Origin of the sequence: Aquincola agrisoli (assembly GCF_036621135.1) — a bacterium.
Classification (GTDB): domain Bacteria; phylum Pseudomonadota; class Gammaproteobacteria; order Burkholderiales; family Burkholderiaceae_C; genus Aquincola; species Aquincola agrisoli.
In genome coordinates this window covers 195965-211309 of sequence record NZ_JAZIBG010000048.1, presented here as the reverse complement: position 1 = coordinate 211309, position 15345 = coordinate 195965, and the positions used below count along the sequence as shown (strand labels likewise).

14 protein-coding genes are annotated in these 15345 nt (G+C 70.9%); 10 read left to right on the top strand and 4 right to left on the bottom strand.

What is annotated here, in order from left to right; genetic code table 11:
• Positions 1-17: 17 nt before the first annotated feature.
• The 4 genes from V4F39_RS22720 to V4F39_RS22705 are packed head-to-tail and all read left to right on the top strand — an operon-like array spanning position 18 to position 4349.
• Positions 18-998, top strand: a complete 981-nt coding sequence (locus V4F39_RS22720; RefSeq protein WP_332292311.1) for a tripartite tricarboxylate transporter substrate binding protein — start codon at positions 18-20, stop codon at positions 996-998.
• A gap of 2 nt (positions 999-1000) precedes the next feature.
• Positions 1001-2254: a CaiB/BaiF CoA transferase family protein gene (locus V4F39_RS22715; protein ID WP_332292338.1), complete on the top strand. Its 1254-nt coding sequence runs from the start codon at positions 1001-1003 to the stop codon at positions 2252-2254.
• A gap of 35 nt (positions 2255-2289) precedes the next feature.
• Positions 2290-3270 (top strand): NADPH:quinone oxidoreductase family protein, encoded by a 981-nt coding sequence (locus V4F39_RS22710; protein WP_332292310.1) that lies wholly within the window; start codon positions 2290-2292, stop codon positions 3268-3270.
• On the top strand, positions 3267-4349 hold the full coding sequence (locus tag V4F39_RS22705) for an NAD-dependent epimerase/dehydratase family protein (protein ID WP_332292309.1): 1083 nt from the start codon (positions 3267-3269) through the stop codon (positions 4347-4349). Before V4F39_RS22710 ends, V4F39_RS22705 begins: the two co-directional genes overlap by 4 nt.
• Positions 4350-4361: 12 nt before the next feature.
• Here V4F39_RS22705 and V4F39_RS22700 read toward each other — a convergent pair whose 3' ends face one another.
• Positions 4362-5060, bottom strand: a complete 699-nt coding sequence (locus V4F39_RS22700; protein WP_332292308.1) for a GntR family transcriptional regulator — start codon at positions 5058-5060, stop codon at positions 4362-4364.
• A gap of 148 nt (positions 5061-5208) precedes the next feature.
• Between V4F39_RS22700 and V4F39_RS22695 the strand changes: the two genes are divergently transcribed.
• From V4F39_RS22695 to V4F39_RS22675, 5 genes are all read left to right on the top strand, one after another.
• Positions 5209-6957 carry an acetolactate synthase catalytic subunit gene (locus V4F39_RS22695; protein ID WP_332292306.1) on the top strand — a complete coding sequence of 583 codons (1749 nt, stop codon included), beginning with the start codon at positions 5209-5211 and terminating at the stop codon, positions 6955-6957.
• 23 nt (positions 6958-6980) lie between these two features.
• Positions 6981-8033, top strand: a complete 1053-nt coding sequence (locus tag V4F39_RS22690) for a zinc-dependent alcohol dehydrogenase (RefSeq protein ID WP_332292305.1) — start codon at positions 6981-6983, stop codon at positions 8031-8033.
• Positions 8030-8824, top strand: coding sequence for an enoyl-CoA hydratase-related protein (locus tag V4F39_RS22685; protein ID WP_332292304.1), 795 nt, complete (start codon positions 8030-8032; stop codon positions 8822-8824). Before V4F39_RS22690 ends, V4F39_RS22685 begins: the two co-directional genes overlap by 4 nt.
• A 161-nt stretch (positions 8825-8985) precedes the next feature.
• A complete protein-coding gene (locus V4F39_RS22680; protein ID WP_332292302.1) occupies positions 8986-9255 on the top strand; it encodes a helix-turn-helix domain-containing protein in 270 nt (89 codons plus the stop codon).
• Positions 9245-10483, top strand: a complete 1239-nt coding sequence (locus V4F39_RS22675; RefSeq protein ID WP_332292300.1) for a type II toxin-antitoxin system HipA family toxin — start codon at positions 9245-9247, stop codon at positions 10481-10483. Before V4F39_RS22680 ends, V4F39_RS22675 begins: the two co-directional genes overlap by 11 nt.
• Positions 10484-10514: 31 nt before the next feature.
• Here the strand turns inward: V4F39_RS22675 and V4F39_RS22670 are convergent, their stop codons facing one another.
• Positions 10515-11357: an oxidoreductase gene (locus V4F39_RS22670; protein ID WP_332292299.1), complete on the bottom strand. Its 843-nt coding sequence runs from the start codon at positions 11355-11357 to the stop codon at positions 10515-10517.
• A gap of 150 nt (positions 11358-11507) precedes the next feature.
• On the opposite strand from V4F39_RS22670, the gene V4F39_RS22665 reads away from it, so the two are divergent.
• On the top strand, positions 11508-12482 hold the full coding sequence (locus tag V4F39_RS22665) for an AraC family transcriptional regulator (protein ID WP_332292298.1): 975 nt from the start codon (positions 11508-11510) through the stop codon (positions 12480-12482).
• Positions 12483-12571: 89 nt separating this feature from the next.
• On the opposite strand, the gene V4F39_RS22660 is transcribed toward V4F39_RS22665, so the two are convergent.
• Together V4F39_RS22660 and V4F39_RS22655 are read right to left on the bottom strand one after the other, a co-directional pair.
• The gene (locus V4F39_RS22660; protein WP_332292297.1) at positions 12572-13507 is read right to left on the bottom strand and encodes an SMP-30/gluconolactonase/LRE family protein; all 936 of its coding nucleotides are present in this window, start codon (positions 13505-13507) and stop codon (positions 12572-12574) included.
• Positions 13508-13551: 44 nt separating this feature from the next.
• A complete protein-coding gene (locus V4F39_RS22655; RefSeq protein WP_332292296.1) occupies positions 13552-15288 on the bottom strand; it encodes a thiamine pyrophosphate-binding protein in 1737 nt (578 codons plus the stop codon).
• Positions 15289-15345: the final 57 nt, after the last annotated feature.

Genomic DNA, 15345 nt, shown 5'->3' with positions numbered 1-15345 from the left:
TACCCAGGAGACTTCCCATGACCTTCCGTCCCTCCCGCATCGCCCGGCGCCTGGCGGCCGGCCTTTCACTGGCCGCCGCCGCATGGGCACCGCTGGCCGCGAGCGCCGCCTATCCCGACAAGGAGATCAAGCTCAGCGTGGGCTACGGCGCCGGCGGCGTGGGCGACGTCTCGGCGCGCCTGCTCGCCAAGACGATGGAGAAGGACCTGAAGGTCCCCATCGTCGTGCTCAACAAGGCCGGCGCGCAGGCCACGCTGAACCCGGCGCAGCTGATGCACCAGCCGGCCGACGGCTACAACGTGGGCGTGCTCACCTTCGCGCCGATGGCCATCGTGCCGCACATGCTGCCCGTGCCGTACACGGCCAAGGACTTCATCTTCGTCGGTGCCTTCGGCCGCTTCCAGTACGGCCTGGCCGTGAAGGCCGACTCGCCGTACAAGACGGTCGACGACCTGGTGGCCGCGTCGAAGAAGGGCAAGTCGCTCTTCTTCGGTGCCCCCGGCGCGCCCAACAACATCGCGCTCTACGACCTGGGGCGCAAGACCGGCGGCAACTTCGAGCAGGTGCTCTACAAGTCGGGTTCCGACACGGTGCTGGCGCTGGTGGCCGGGCAGGTGGAGGTGATCATCCAGACGCCGTCGGAGATCGTGCCGCACGTGCAGTCGGGCAAGCTGCGGCTGCTCGCCTCGGTGAGCCCCGCGCGCTGGGCCGACCGGCCCGACATGCCGACGATGCGCGAGCTGGGCTACGACGTGCAGATCGAATCGTGGATGGGCCTGGCGGTGCCCAAGGGCACGCCGAACGAGATCGTGCAGCGCCTGCAGGGCTCGATGCTCGGCGCGATGAAGGACCCGGAACTGGTGCAGTCGCTGCAGCGCATGGGCATCGATCCGGTGACGATGAGCGGTGCCGACTACGCCCGCATGATCGACGAGGGCTACGTGCAGATGGGCAAGGCGCTGAAGGACACCGGGCTGCTCAGCCAGCAGGCCAAATGACGATGCAGCAGGCCACCGCTCCAGGGGCGCTGGCCGGCGTGCGCGTGCTCGACCTGAGCCGCGTGCTGGCCGGCCCGTCGGTCACGCAGATGCTGGCCGACTTCGGCGCCGACGTGATCAAGGTCGAACGCCCCGGCGTCGGCGACGAGTCGCGCACGCAGGGCAGCCGCCCGGCCGACCGACCCGGCGCCAACACGCAGGACACCTCGGGCTTCAGCGCCGTCAACCGCAACAAGCGCTCGATCGCGCTCGACCTGGCCTCGCCGCAGGGGCAGGACATCGTGCGCCGGCTCGCCGCGCAGTGCGACATCGTGGTCGAGAACTTCAAGACCGGCGACCTGAAGCGCTACGGGCTCGACTACGCGTCGCTCTCGGCGGTGAACCCGGGCCTGGTCTATTGCTCGATCACCGGCTTCGGGCAGACCGGGCCGTACGCGCACCTGCCGGGCTACGACCTGATCTTCCAGGCGATGAGCGGGCTGATGGCGGCCACCGGCGGGCCGGAAGACCAGCCCGGCGGCGGGCCGCAGCGCGTGGGCTATCCCATCTCCGACGCCACCGCGGGCCTGTACGCCACCATCGGCATCCTGGCGGCGCTGCACCACCGCGTGGCCAACGGCGGGCAGGGCCAGCACATCGACCTGGCGCTGCTGGACGCGCAGGTGGCCGCGATGACGCTGGTGCCGACCAACTACCTCGTGGCGGGCCAGCTGCCGAAGCGGGTGGGCATCTCGTCGCAGATGAGCTGCCCGTACCAGGCCTTCGATTGCGAAGGCGGGCAGATCGTCGTTGCCGTCAACAACAGCAAGCAGTTCAACGGCCTGTGCGAGGTGCTGGGCCACCCCGAGCTGGCCGACGACCCGCGTTTCGCCACCAACGCGCTGCGCGTGGCCAACCGCAGCGCGTTGCTGCCGACGCTGGAAGCCGCGATGCGCCGCCTGCCGGTGGCCGACGCGCGGCGCCGGCTCAGCGATGCCGGAGTGCCGTGCGGGCCGCTGAACCACATCGGCCAGGTGTTCGACGACGAGCAGGTGCGCCACCGCGGCCTGCAGCAGCAGGTGGTGCACCCGGTGAAGGGCGTGACGCCCATCGTCGCCAACCCGCTGAAGTTCTCGGCCACGCCGGTGAGCTACCGGCTCGCGCCGCCGCTGCTCGGCGAGCACACCGCCGAGGTGCTGCACGAGATGCTGGGCCTGGACGACGCCGCGCTGGCCCGGCTGGCCGAGGCCGGCGTCATCGGCATGGCGCCCGCCTGACCGCGGCGCGCCGACATTCGACTTCAGGAGGACGCTTGAAAGCCATCGTCTGCGAGGCCTACGGCCCGCCCGAATCCCTGCGGCTGCGCGAGATGCCGACGCCCCGGCCCGGCCCGAAGCAGGTGCTGATCGACGTGCACGCCGCCGGCGTGAACTTCCCCGACACGCTGATCATCCAGGGCAAGTACCAGTTCAAGCCCGAGTTCCCGTTCTCGCCCGGCGGCGAGGTGGCGGGCGTCGTGGGGGAGGTGGGTGCCGAAGTGCAGGGCCTGCAGCCCGGCGACCGCGTGCTCGCGCCGGTGGGGTGGGGCGGTTATGCCGAGCAGGTGCTGGCCGAAGGCTGGCGCGTGCTGCCCATCCCGGCGGAGATGGACTTCGAGACCGCGTCGGCCTTCGTGCTGACCTACGGCACCTCGCACCACGCGCTGAAGGACCGCGCGCAGCTCCAGCCTGGCGAGACGCTGCTGGTGCTGGGCGCGGCCGGCGGGGTGGGGCTGGCGGCGGTGGAGCTCGGCAAGGCGATGGGGGCGCGCGTGATCGCCGCCGCTTCCAGCGCCGAGAAGCTGGCCGTGTGCCGCGAGCACGGCGCCGACGAACTCATCGACTACGGCCGCGAAGACCTGCGCGAGCGCATCAAGGCGCTGACCGACGGGCGCGGCGTCGACGTGGTCTACGACCCGGTGGGCGGCGCCTTCAGCGAGCCCGCGCTGCGCGGCACCGCGTGGAACGGGCGCTTCCTGGTGGTGGGCTTCGCGGCGGGCGACATCCCGTCGATCCCGCTGAACCTGCCGCTGCTCAAGGGCTGCGCGATCGTGGGCGTGTTCTGGGGCGCCTTCGCGCGCAACGAGCCGCAGCGCAACGCACAGAACCTGCAGGAGATGTTCGGCTGGTTCCGGCAGGGGCGGCTGCGGCCGCACATCTGCGCGCGCTACCCGCTGGCGGAGGCCGCGGCGGCGATGCATGCGCTGCTGGACCGCAGCGCCAAGGGCAAGATCATCCTGACGGTCGAGCGATGAGCGGCACCGTGCTGATCGCCGGGGCCGGCGGCGTGGTCGGCTCGGCCGCGGTCGAGCATTGGGCGGGCCTGCCGGGCTGGCAGGTCATCGCGCTGTCGCGCAGGCGGCCGCCGGGGCTGCCGGCGTCGGTGCAGCACGTGGCGGCCGACCTCACCGATGCCGAGGCCTGCGCCGCCGCGCTGCGGGCGATGCCGCCCGTCACGCACCTCTTCTACAGCGCGCTGTACGAGCTGCCCGAGCTGGTGGCCGGCTGGCGTGATCCGCGGCAGATGGCGGTCAACCTGGCGATGCTGCGCCACCTGTTGGACGCGATCGAGGGCGTGCGCATGCCGCTGCGCCACATCACGCTGATGCAGGGCGCCAAGGCCTATGGCGGGCACGTGGAGCCGGCGCCGGTACCCTGCAAGGAACGCTCGCCGCGCCACCCGCACGAGAACTTCTACTGGCTGCAGGAAGACCTGCTGCGAGAGCGGCAGCGGCGTGCGGCGTGGCAGTTCTCGATCCTGCGGCCGCAGGTGGTGTTCGGGCATGCACCGGGCAGCCCGATGAACGTGATCGCGGCGCTGGGCGCTTACGCCGCGCTGCGCCGCGAACAGGGGCTGCCGCTGGCCTATCCGGGCGGCGGGCGCTTCGTGGTCGCGGCCAGCGACAGCCGCCTGATCGCGCAGGCGGCGGTGTTCGCCGCCACCGCGCCGGTCGCGGCGGGCCAGACCTACAACGTCGTCAACGGCGATCTGCTGGTCTGGCAGGACCTGTGGCCGGCGCTGGCCGACCACTTCGGCATGCCGCTGGGCCCCGACGAGCCGGCGGTGCTGGCGCAGTGCATGCCGGCGCAGGAGGCAGCGTGGGCGCGCATCGTCGAGCGCCATGGCCTGCAGCCGCTGACGCTAGCGGCGCTGATCGGCAGCTCCTGGCAGTTCGCCGACCGCAGCCTGGGCAGCGGGCACCCGCATCCGCCGCACTCGGTGCTCAGCGGCATCAAGCTGCGGCAGCACGGCTTCGCCGAATGCCTGGACACCGAGGACGCGCTGCACCACTGGCTCGGCCGACTGCAGGACGAGCGGCTGCTGCCGCGCTGAAGACGGCGCAGGCTACTTGGCGGCCGCGGCCTGCAGCGCGTCGACCACCGGCGCGCCGCCCTTGACGATGTCGCGCGTGATCGATGCGGCGGCCGCTTCGGCGTCCCGCGCGCGCAGCGCGGCGATCAGCCGCTCGTGTTCGTGCGGCTCCACCACCACGCGGCCTTCGTTCTGGTAGAGCAGGTTCAGGTAGGGGCCGGTGCGCACCCACAGCGATTCGATCAGCGCGACCAGCTCGGTGCGCTGGCTGGCCCGGTAGATCCCGAGGTGCACCTCGCGGTTCAGGCGCATGGTGGTGCGGTAGTCGCCTGCCTTCTTCGCCTCGATCATGCGGCGGTGCAGCGCCTCGATCGCATCGATGTCGGCGTCGGTGATGTGGGCGACGGCACCATGGCACGCCAGCGTCTCGAGCGCGACGCGGATGTCGCGCAGCTCGGTGAACTTCTCGGCGGTGAGCGCCGGCACCGTCACCGACTTGTTGCGGTTCATCGTCAGCGCGCGCTCGGCCACGAGCTGCAGCATGGCTTCGCGCACCGGCGTCTGGCTCACGCCCAGGCGCTCGGCCACCATGCGGCCGTTCAACTTCTGGTCGGGCGCCAGTTCGCCGTTGGCCAGCGAGGAGCGAAGCGATTCGTAGACCTTCGTCGCCAGGCTCGAATGGGTGATGGTCGAGGCGTCCTGCGCGATGTCGGGGGTGTCGGTGAAGGCCATGGTCTAGCGAGACGGGAAGTCCGGTGGAACGGATTGGACCACAGGGCGACCGTGTGGCGGCGGATTCAATATTCTGGTTGACATAGACTGTATTTTATAAAAAACTTCAAAATACCTTGAGCACCCTACACGACCGAACGGAGACCCGATGAACGCCCAACCCGACGCCACCACCCGGCGCGCGACCGAATCGCGCGGCCTGCAATACACGGACACCGTGGCCCACCGCGTGGCGCAGGCGCTGGCGCGCCATGGCGTCGAATGCCTGTTCGGCCAGAGCCTGCCGTCGATGGTCCACCTGGCCGGTCGCGAGCACGGGATCCGGCAAGTCGCGTACCGCCAGGAGAACACCGGCGGGTACATGGCCGACGCCTATGCGCGCCTGAGCGGCAAGGTCGGCATCGTCACCGCGCAGAACGGCCCGGCCGCGGCGCTGCTGGTCGCGCCGTTGATGGAGGCGCTCAAGGTCTCGGTGCCGCTGATCGCGCTGGTGCAGGACGTGAACCGCGACCAGACCGACCGCAACGCGTTCCAGGAGATCGATCACGAGTCGATGTTCCGCCCCTGCAGCAAGTGGGTGCGCCGCGTCACCGAAGCGAGCCGCATTGACGACTACGTCGACATGGCCTTCACCGCCGCCACCAGCGGACGGCCCGGCCCCGCCGTGCTGCTGCTGCCCGCCGACCTGCTGACATCGCCTGCCGCCGCGCAGCCCGCCGCGCCGCGCAGCGCGTCGCTGGGCCGTTATCCGCTCGACCGTGCGATGCCGTCGCACGCCAGCCTCGACGAGGCCGCTGCGCTGATCGCGCAGGCCCAACGGCCGGTGGTGGTGGCCGGCGGCGGCGTGCACCTGTCGGGCGCCACGGCCGAGCTGGCCGCGCTGCAGGCGCTGGCCTCGCTGCCGGTGGCCACCACGGTGATGGGCAAGGGCGCGGTCGACGAGACGCACCCGCTGTCGCTCGGCGTCGTGTCGTACTTCACCGGCAAGAACGGCAGCGCGCGCTTCCTGAAGCCGCTGGTCGCCGAGGCCGACGTGGTGCTGCTGGTGGGCAACCGCACCAACCAGAACGGCACCGATTCGTGGAAGCTCTATCCGGCCGGCGCGCGTTTCATCCACATCGACATCGAGCCGACCGAGATCGGCCGCAACTACGAGGCGCTGCGCCTGGTGGGCGACGCCAAGCTGACGCTGGCGGCCCTCGCCGACCGGCTGAAGGCCGCCGACCTGTCGCAGCGCCAAAAGGCCCGTGCGGGGCTGGAAGCCACCATCGCCAACGGCCGGCGGCAGCACCAGGAGGAAGTGGCCGCGCTGGTCAACAGCAATGCCTCGCCGATGCGGCCCGAACGCATCATGCGCGAGCTGGACCAGCGGCTCACCGCCGAATCGGTCGTCGTCGCCGACGCCAGCTACTCGTCGATCTGGATCGCCAACGGCCTGCGCTCGCGGCAGGCCGGCATGCGCTTCATCACGCCGCGCGGGCTGGCGGGGCTGGGCTGGGGTTTCCCGATGGCGCTGGGCGCCCGCGTCGCGCGGCCCGATGCGCCGGTGTTCTGCGTGGTCGGCGACGGCGGCTTCGCGCACGCCTGGGCCGAGCTCGAGACCGCCGTGCGCATGAAGCTGAAGGTGGTGCTGGTGGTGCTGAACAACGGCATCCTCGGCTACCAGAAGCATGCGGAGAACATCAAGTTCGGCGCCTACACCGACGCCTGCCAGTTCGTGCCGGTCGATCACGCCGCCATCGCGCGGGCGGTGGGCGCGCGCGGCGTGCGGGTCGAGCAGGCGCAGGCGCTGGGCGCCGCGCTCGATGAGGCGATGGCTGCCGAAGGCACCACGCTGATCGACGTGGTGACCGACCCCGACGCCTTCCCGCCGGTCACCTGGTACGAAGCGGTCTGAACGCGGCAGGAAGGACACACACCGTGCTGGCTCTCAGAAAAACCGCCCCCGCGCCGGGCCTGGTGCTGCAGGACGTGGCCGAGCCCGGCCGCCCCGAGGCCGGCGAGGTGCTGATCGAGGTGGCCGCGGCCGGCATCTGCGGCTCCGACGTGCACGTCTACGACTGGACCGACGGCTATGCCTTCATGAGCAGCCGCCTGCCGGTGACGCTCGGCCACGAGTTCTGCGGCCGCATTGCCGCCGTCGGACCGGAGGTGTCGGGCCTGGCCGAGGGCGATCTCGTCGCGCCGATCCCGACCATCGGCTGCATGCGCTGCACCGACTGTGCGGCCGGCTTCCCGCAGCGCTGCAACTTCCGCCGCACCGTGGGGCTCACGCGCGACGGCGCGTTTGCGCGCTTCGTGCGTGTCCCCGCGCTGAGCTGCGTGAAGCTGCACCCCGGCACCGACCCGGTGCTGGCCGCGCTGCTGGAGCCGCTGTGCGTGGGCGACAACGCCGCCAACGTCGGCGACGTGCACTTCGGCGACGTGGTGCTGGTGCTGGGGCCCGGCACCATCGGCCAGGCCATCGCGCGCGCGGCGAGCTGGCGCGGGGCGGCGCAGGTGGTGGTGGCGGGCATGAACGACACCGCGCGCCTGGCCACCGCGCTGCAGGTGGGCGCGACCGACACACTCGACCTGGCGCTCTTCAGCAACCTGCGCAGTGCGTTCCTCGCGCTCACGAACGGGCGCGAGGCCGACGTGGTGTTCGAGGCCACCGGCCACCCGGCCAGCATCGCCGATGGCCTGTCGGTGCTGCGCAAGGACGGCGTGCTGGTCTCGGCCGGCATCCACGCCACACCCGCGCAGATCGACCTGACGGCGCTGGTGCGCAACCGCCAGCAGCTGCGCGGCGCGCACGCGTCGCGCCGGCCCTCGTGGGAGATCATGGCCCGCCGGCTGATCGAGATGCCCGAGCAGGTGCGGCCCTTCGTGTCGCTGCAGCTCGGGCTGGAAGACGCCATCGGCGGCTTCGAGCGCTCGCGGGCGCGCGACGTGTCGAAGGTGGTGCTGCGGCCCGGCGGGGTGCCGGCATGACGGCCGGCACGGCAGCCGCCGAGGTCGTCCGCTTCGAACGCCGTGACGGCCACACCGCGCTGATCACGCTCGACCGGCCTGCCGCGCGCAACGCCGTCAACGGCGAGCTGGCGCAGGCACTGGAGACGCTGGTCGACCGCACCGAGGCCGATGCCGACGTGCGCGTGGTGGTGCTGGCCAGCGCGCACGCCGAGGTGTTTTCCGCCGGTGCCGACCTGAAGGAGATCGCCGCCGGCCGCCGCGCCAGCCTGCGCACCGAGCGCGGCGGCTTCGCGGGCCTGGCCTATGCGCGCCGCAGCAAGCCGTGGATCGCGGCGGTCGACGGCAAGGCGCTGGCCGGCGGCTTCGAGCTGGTGCTGGCCTGCGACCTGATCGTCGCGTCGGAGCGCGCCAGCTTCGGCCTGCCGGAGGTGATGCGCAGCCTGATCGCCGCGGCCGGCGGCGTGTACCGCCTGCCGCGCCGCGTGCCGCAGGCGCTCGCCACCGAGATGCTGCTGACCGGCGAGCCGATCGATGCGCAGCGCGCCTGGCAGGCCGGGCTGCTGAACCGGCTGGTGCCGCCGGGGCAGGCGGTGGCGGCCGCGCTGGCCCTGGCCGCGCGCATTGCGCAGAACGCACCGCTGGCCGTGCGCGACAGCCTGCGCGTGGTGCGCGCCGCGGCCGACCTGAGCGAGCCCGAGCTGCGCCAGCTGTCGGCCGAATGCCTGAGCGCGCTTGCGCTCACCGAGGACTACCAGGAAGGCCCGCGCGCCTTCATCGAGAAGCGCGCGCCGAAGTGGCAGGGGCGCTGAGCGCAGGCGGACGTTGGGCAAAAAATGCAAGCCATGCCTTGCGAAATGCATGGCTAGCGTGCATTTTGCTAGGCATGGCTTGCGCTTTGCGTTGAAGTCCATGGCGATGGATTGACAGCTATAACTGACAAACTGGCCGGCGGATGGATATGATGTCAGCCATGGCTGACAAGATCAGGTTGCCGGACGAACTGGGGCTTCAGCTGAAACAACAGCGCGAAGCCCTGGGCATGAGCAAATCCGAACTGGCCGAGCGCTCGGGCAAAGTCCGGGAGGTCATCTACCGCCTCGAAGCGGGCGAAGACGCCACGGTCTCCTCGCTGCTGGCGGTGCTGGGCGCCCTCGGCCTGGCCTTGCGGCTGGAGCGGTCCGGGCTGCCTTCCGCCAGCGAAGTCGCCGCGCGGTTCCAGGACGACGACGATGCTCCCTGAGCGGATCCGCCTGCTGAATGTCTCCATCGGAGATGCGGCGCAGGCGGGCCAGTTGCTGCGAGCCTCCACCTACGAGTTCCGGTACATGGCGCCGGATCCGGAGCAGCCGACGGTGGCCCTGCTGATGCCGCCCAGCGAGCGCCTCACCTGGCAGGACGGCGACCTGTTTCCCCCGATGGACCAGAACCTTCCCGAAGGCGACCTGTTCATGCGGATACGGGCGCTGTTCCCGAAACAGCCGATGACGCCGATGCACATGCTGGCGCTGGTCGGGCGCAACGGGATCGGCCGGCTGGGGTACAGCCTGCCCGACCAGGCTGCGCCCTCCTGGCCGCGGACGCTGAGCAAGGGCGAACTGCTGGCCACGAGATACACGCCGGAGGTCTTCAGCGAGCTGGTGGCGGCCTACCTGAGCACGGGTGCGGGCATCGCAGGCATGCAGCCCAAGATCATGGTGCCGGACCGGCCGACGGTGCCCATCCCGTCGCTCATCGTCAAGGCGGCCAGCGCGGCCTACCCCGGGTTGGCGGCCAACGAATACCTGTGCCTGACGGCCGCCCGGCACGCGGGCATCGAGGTGCCGTCGTTCGCGCTGTCCGACGACGGCCAGATGCTGGTCCTGGACCGCTTCGACCTGGTCGTCCATGGCGATGGGCGGCTGGAGCGGCTCGGCTTCGAAGACATCGCGGCGCTGGCGGGGCTGCGTGTGCGCGACGTCCTGTCGGACCGCAAGTACCAGGGCAGCTACCAGCGCATCGCCGAGTTGCTGCGCCAGTTCCAGCTTCACAGCAGCAACCTTCACCGCTTCTTCGAGCAGGTGGCCTTCTCCGTCATGGTCCGCAACGGCGATGCGCACCTCAAGAACTTCGGGTTGCTCTACCGCTCGCGCGACGACGTGTGGTTGGCGCCCCTGTTCGATGTGGTGACGACCTCCATCTACAAGTACACCAGGTCGCCGGGTGGGCCTGAACTCGAGGACCGCACGCTGGCGCTCAAGTTGTTCGCGGGCAAGCACCGGACAAGAGCCTATCCGACGACCGAAGAGCTGCTGGACTTCGGTCGACGCGTCTGCGGTGTCGCCCAGCCCGCCGATGTGCTGGCCCGGATCGCGGAGGCGATGGGCAAGACGCTGGATGAGGCCAAGGGGGACGCGCGTGTCCCCGGGACGCTGCGGGCGCAGATGGCGCAGGCCTGGGAAGACGGGCGTGCGTACGCGCGCTTCCGCTGATGGGTGGGCAGCACCCGCCGGCGCCCCCGCTTCAAGCCACCGGCGCGTCGGTCGACCGGGTCACCGGTTCCCAGGCGTCGATCATCGCGCCCATCTGCTGCAGCTTGTCCTTCACCAGCCTGAGCGCATCGCTGCCCAACAGCAGGTGCGGCGGCGGATCCTCATGCTCGACCAGGGCGAGCAGGGCCTTCGCAGCCCGTGCGGGGTCGCCGGGCTGGCGCCCGCTGCGCGCTTCGCGCGTCTTGCGGATCGGATCGAACAGTGTGTCGTAGTCGGCGATGCTGCGCGGGCTGCGCACCATCGACCGGCCTGCCCAGTCGGTACGGAACGACCCCGGCGCCACGGCCGTCACATGCACGCCGAACGGCTTGAGTTCGCGCCACAGCACCTCCGAGATGCCTTCCAACGCGAACTTGCTGCCGCAGTAGTAGGCGATGCCCGGCATGGTCACGTGCCCGCCCATCGAGGTGATGTTGACGATGTGGCCACGGCGGCGTTGGCGCATGAACGGCAGGAACGCCTGGGTGACGGCCACGGCGCCGAACACGTTCACCTCGAACTGATGCCGCATGGCCGCCAGCGGCGATTCCTCGAGGATGCCTTCGTGCCCGTAGCCGGCGTTGTTGACCAGCACGTCCACCGGCCCGACGGCCTGCTCGACCTCTTGCACCACCTGGGCAATGGCGCTTTCGTCGGTCAGGTCGAGCAGGCGGCCGATCGCATGGCCTGCATGGGCGTCCTCGAACGCACGCAGCGCGTCAGGTTGCCGCAGCGTGCCGACGACACGGTGCCCGGCCGCCACGGCCGCGTCTGCCAGCGCGCGGCCGAAGCCGCTGCTGACGCCCGTGATGAAGAAGGTCTTGGCGTAGGCCATCCTTGCAGTCCCTGTGGGGTGAACGTGCAGTCATCGTAGGAGTCCGTGCCCCGGCAAGGCCAGGGGCAATCCTCTGCATGCATTGCCTGATCCTCTGAGCGACCGGCACGGGAACGGTCGACGAGGTGCAGGCATGGCACAGTCGCTGCCGTGCCTGATCCTGCATGCGATCCTTCCACCGCGAACCTTCTCGACACTCGGGTCCAGTCGCGCACCGTCGAACTGCTGCGCCGGCTCGCGCCGGTCGAGGGGTACACGCTCAGCCCGGTCCCGGAGGTGCGGTACCTCCGTTCCGACCGCCCGCTGATGCGCACCCCCGTGCTCTACGAGCCGGGCATCGTGATCGTCTGCTCGGGCCGCAAGCGCGGCTATTTCGGCAACGAGGTCCTGCGCTACGACACCCAGCACTACCTGGTGGTCTCGGTGGCCTTGCCGTTCTCGATGGAGACGGATGCGTCGCCCGCGCAGCCGCTGCTGGCGCTGTACGTGCGGCTCAATTTCCGTGTCGTGGCGGACCTGCTGATGGAGATCGACGAAGCGGCCGCGCATCTTCCGGTGGCCGCGCCGAAGGGCATGGTGTCGTCGACGCTGGAGCCGATGCTGCAAGCAACGGTGCTGCGCTTCCTGGAAGCGATGGCGTCACCGGTGGATGCCGCGGTGCTCGGTGCCAGCCTTCTTCGCGAGCTGTATTTCCGCGCGCTGCTGGGTTCGCAGGGAGGGTCGATGCGTGCAGCACTGGCCGCGCAGGGGCAGTTCGGCAAGATCGCGCGTGCGATACGGCGGATCCATGCCGAATACACCGCGCCGCTCAAAGTCGCCGCGCTGGCGGAAACGGCGGGCATGAGCAGTGCGAGTTTCCATGCCCACTTCAAGCAGGTGACGCAGGTCTCGCCGCTGCAGTACCTCAAATCGACCCGGCTGCACCAGGCCCGGCTGCTGCTGGTCCGCCAGGCGATCACGGCCGCCCAGGCGGGCGCCCAGGTCGGCTACGAGAGCCCGTCGCAGTTCAGCCGGGAGTTCAAGCGCTTCTTCGGGCGCAGCCCGCTACGGGAGGCGGACCGGCTGCGTGCCGCATTTGCGCTTCCCGCCGCGGCGGAGGGCGACCCCTATGTGTCGTCCCATTGAGCGAAGCATCGGCAGGTTCTCGTTCGCGTCAGCGTGTGATGCTGAAGGGCATTCAGGCCACTGGGGCATGCCTGGCGGGGCATCACGGCTCACCGCGTATTCAGCCAGTTCAACCCCAGCCCCGGCCGCGGCCATTCCATCGACACCAGCCTGCCGGTGCTCGACAGCGTGATGTAGGCCGTGCGCAGATCGGCCCCGCCGAAGCAGAGGTTGGTCGTCATCGCGTCGGGCATGGGCACGTGGGTGGGCGCGCCGCCGTCGGGCGGAATCACGGTGATGCCGCCGTTGGCCAGCGTGGCCACGCAGACGTGACCTTCGCCGTCCACCGCCAGCGAATCGAAGAGCTGGTAACCCGGCAGGCCGGCCAGCAGCCGGCCGCCGTTGGGGGAGTGCGGCCAGGGCTGCTTGGCGATCTCGCCGGGCGCGGTGATGTCGAAGGCCCACACGCGGCCGGTGAAGGTCTCGGCCACGTACAACGTCTTCTCGTCGGGTGAGAGGCCCACCCCGTTGGGCGTCCACATCGGGAAGATCACCTCGCGGATCATCGAGCCGTCGGCCTTGGCGTAGCAGACGCTGCCGCGGTCGACCTCGCGTGCGCGGGTCTTGCCGAGGTCGGTGAACCAGAAGCCGCCCTGGCGGTCGAACACGAGGTCGTTCGGCCCGCGCAGGCGGCCGGTGTCGCTGGCCTCGTACAGCACCTCGGCGCGGCCGGTCCGCAGGTCCACACGCTCGATGCGGCCGCCGCTGTATTCGCGTGCCTGGCCGATGGGGCGTGTGCCGTGCTCGGCCGACTCGTGCCAGTCGAAGCCGCCGTTGTTGCAGACGTAGCACAGGCCGTCGGGGCCGATCGCCGCGCCGTTGGGGCCGCCCGGCAGGTGCACGATGCGCTCGATGGTGCCGTCGGGCTGCACCCGCGTGAGGTGCTGGCCCTCGATCTCCACCAGCACGATGCTGCCATCGGGCAGGGCGATCGGGCCTTCGGGGAAGCGCAGGCCGGTGGCGACTTCTTTCAGTTCAGGGGTCATGGGCGTTCCTGTGCGGGGGCGGAAAGAGCGGGAAGGGTGGTGCGTCAGTCGACGCGGGGCGCCGGCGTGGCGCGGGCCAGCGGCGAGCTGAAGTCTTCGAACGAGACGTCGAGCGAGGTCAACACGTCCAGCACCGTGGGCCGGCGCGCGGCCACGGCCTTGCGCAGCGCGGGGCCCAGCTGGGCGGCCTGCGTGATGCGCACGCCCTCGCAGCCCACGCCGCGGGCGATGGCGGCGTGGTCGAAATCGCCCAGGCGCGTGGCAAAGGGCCCGCGCGAATGCAGCGACCAGCCCAGCGCCTGGTTGTTGAGGATCACGGTGACGATGGGCAGGTCCTGCTCGACCGCGGTCATCAGCCCGTTCATCGTCATCGCGAAGCCGCCGTCGCCGCACACCGCCACCACCGGCTGGCCGGGGTGCAGCAGCTTGGCCGCCAGCGCGGCGGGGATCGCGAAGCCCATCGGCCCCGCGCCCGCGGCCTGGATGAAGTGGCCGGCGCGGCGCGTCTGGTAGCAATGGGTCATGAAGATGCGGTTCTCGCCGGCGTCGCAGCAGATCACCGTGTCCTCCGGAAGGTGCTCCTGCAGCGCGGCGATGATGCGCTGCGGCAGCAGCGGGCTGGCTTCGCTGCGGTAGGCGGGCCCGGCGAAGTGGCCCAGCGCTTCGCGGTGCTCGCGCACACGCGCCAGCCCGGCGGCGGCCGAGGGCTGCTTCAGCGCGGCCTGCAGCTGGCCCAGCACGGTGGCGGCATCGCCGATCAGCACGTGCTCGGCCGGGAAGGTCCATGACGCGTTGCGCGGCTCCACGTCGATCTGGATGAAGGTCTGGCGTTCGGGGTCGAGCAGGGCAGGGTGCTCGCGGGCGGTGTCCGACGCGGTGAGCTTGGAGCCGACCACCAGCACCACGTCGGCCTCGGCCACGCAGGCGTTGGCGGCCGGCGTGCCGAAGGTGCCGAACACGCCGAGGGCGAGCGGGTGCGTCTCGGCCAGGCCGCCCTTGCCCGACGGCGTGGTCACCACCGGCAGGCCGGCCGCCTCGGCCAGCGCCTGCAGCGGCCCGAACGCATCGGCCAGCCTCACGCCGTTGCCGGCGATCAGCACCGGCCGCTTCGCCGCCTGCAGCACGCCCGCGGCCGCGGCCACGCGCGCCGGGTCGGCCGGCGGCAGCGGTGTGGGGAGGTAGTGCTGCGTGGGGTAGAGCCGCGGCTGCGAATCGGCATCGACCCGGCCGGTGAGCGCGCTCAGGCTGTAGATCACCGCGACCGGCCCGGGCTGGCCCGTCAGCGCGTGCTTGATCGCGAGCTGGGTGGCGTGCACGGCGGGCATGGGCTCGTGCGCCGCGAACACCTGCTTCACCACGCCGGAGAAGGCCTGCCGCGCATCCCAGTTGCCGTATTCGCCGGTGCCCGACTGGTAGGGGCCGTGCAAGGAGAAGGGCGGGGTGTCGCTGAAGTCGGTCAGCAGCAGCATCGGCGAGCTGGAGAGCCGCGCCTCGATGGTGCCCACCAGCCCGTTGCCCAGCACCCACGGCCCTTGGCCCAGTACCACGCCGGGCTTGCGCGTGAGGCGGCCGTAGACCTCGGCCATCACCGCGGCCAGCGATTCCTCGCGCACGAGCACCGTGCGGATGCGCTGCTGGCGCTTTTCCAGCGCACCGAAGATGCGGCCGGTGTGGCCGCCCGAGATGCCGAACACCGCGGTGATGCCGGCCTCCTCGAGCACCTGCGCGATCAGGTCGGGCACGGCGGCACTGTCGCCGCCCAGGGTTCTGTTGACGGTCATGGGACCCAAGCCTTTCGCCGGATGCGTCGCCGGTGTTCTCCCTCTTGACACCTGCCG

Bases quoted from the DNA above. Each gene is read 5' to 3' on its own strand.
- V4F39_RS22675 (WP_332292300.1), top strand. From the start codon at position 9,245: ATGCTCCCTGAGCGGATCCGCCTGCTGAATGTCTCCATCGGAGATGCG.
- V4F39_RS22655 (WP_332292296.1), bottom strand. From the start codon at position 15,288: ATGACCGTCAACAGAACCCTGGGCGGCGACAGTGCCGCCGTGCCCGAC.
- V4F39_RS22660 (WP_332292297.1), bottom strand. From the start codon at position 13,507: ATGACCCCTGAACTGAAAGAAGTCGCCACCGGCCTGCGCTTCCCCGAA.
- V4F39_RS22695 (WP_332292306.1), top strand. From the start codon at position 5,209: ATGAACGCCCAACCCGACGCCACCACCCGGCGCGCGACCGAATCGCGC.
- V4F39_RS22685 (WP_332292304.1), top strand. From the start codon at position 8,030: ATGACGGCCGGCACGGCAGCCGCCGAGGTCGTCCGCTTCGAACGCCGT.
- V4F39_RS22720 (WP_332292311.1), top strand. From the start codon at position 18: ATGACCTTCCGTCCCTCCCGCATCGCCCGGCGCCTGGCGGCCGGCCTT.
- V4F39_RS22705 (WP_332292309.1), top strand. From the start codon at position 3,267: ATGAGCGGCACCGTGCTGATCGCCGGGGCCGGCGGCGTGGTCGGCTCG.
- V4F39_RS22670 (WP_332292299.1), bottom strand. From the start codon at position 11,357: ATGGCCTACGCCAAGACCTTCTTCATCACGGGCGTCAGCAGCGGCTTC.
- V4F39_RS22680 (WP_332292302.1), top strand. From the start codon at position 8,986: ATGGCTGACAAGATCAGGTTGCCGGACGAACTGGGGCTTCAGCTGAAA.
- V4F39_RS22700 (WP_332292308.1), bottom strand. From the start codon at position 5,060: ATGGCCTTCACCGACACCCCCGACATCGCGCAGGACGCCTCGACCATC.
- V4F39_RS22715 (WP_332292338.1), top strand. From the start codon at position 1,001: ATGCAGCAGGCCACCGCTCCAGGGGCGCTGGCCGGCGTGCGCGTGCTC.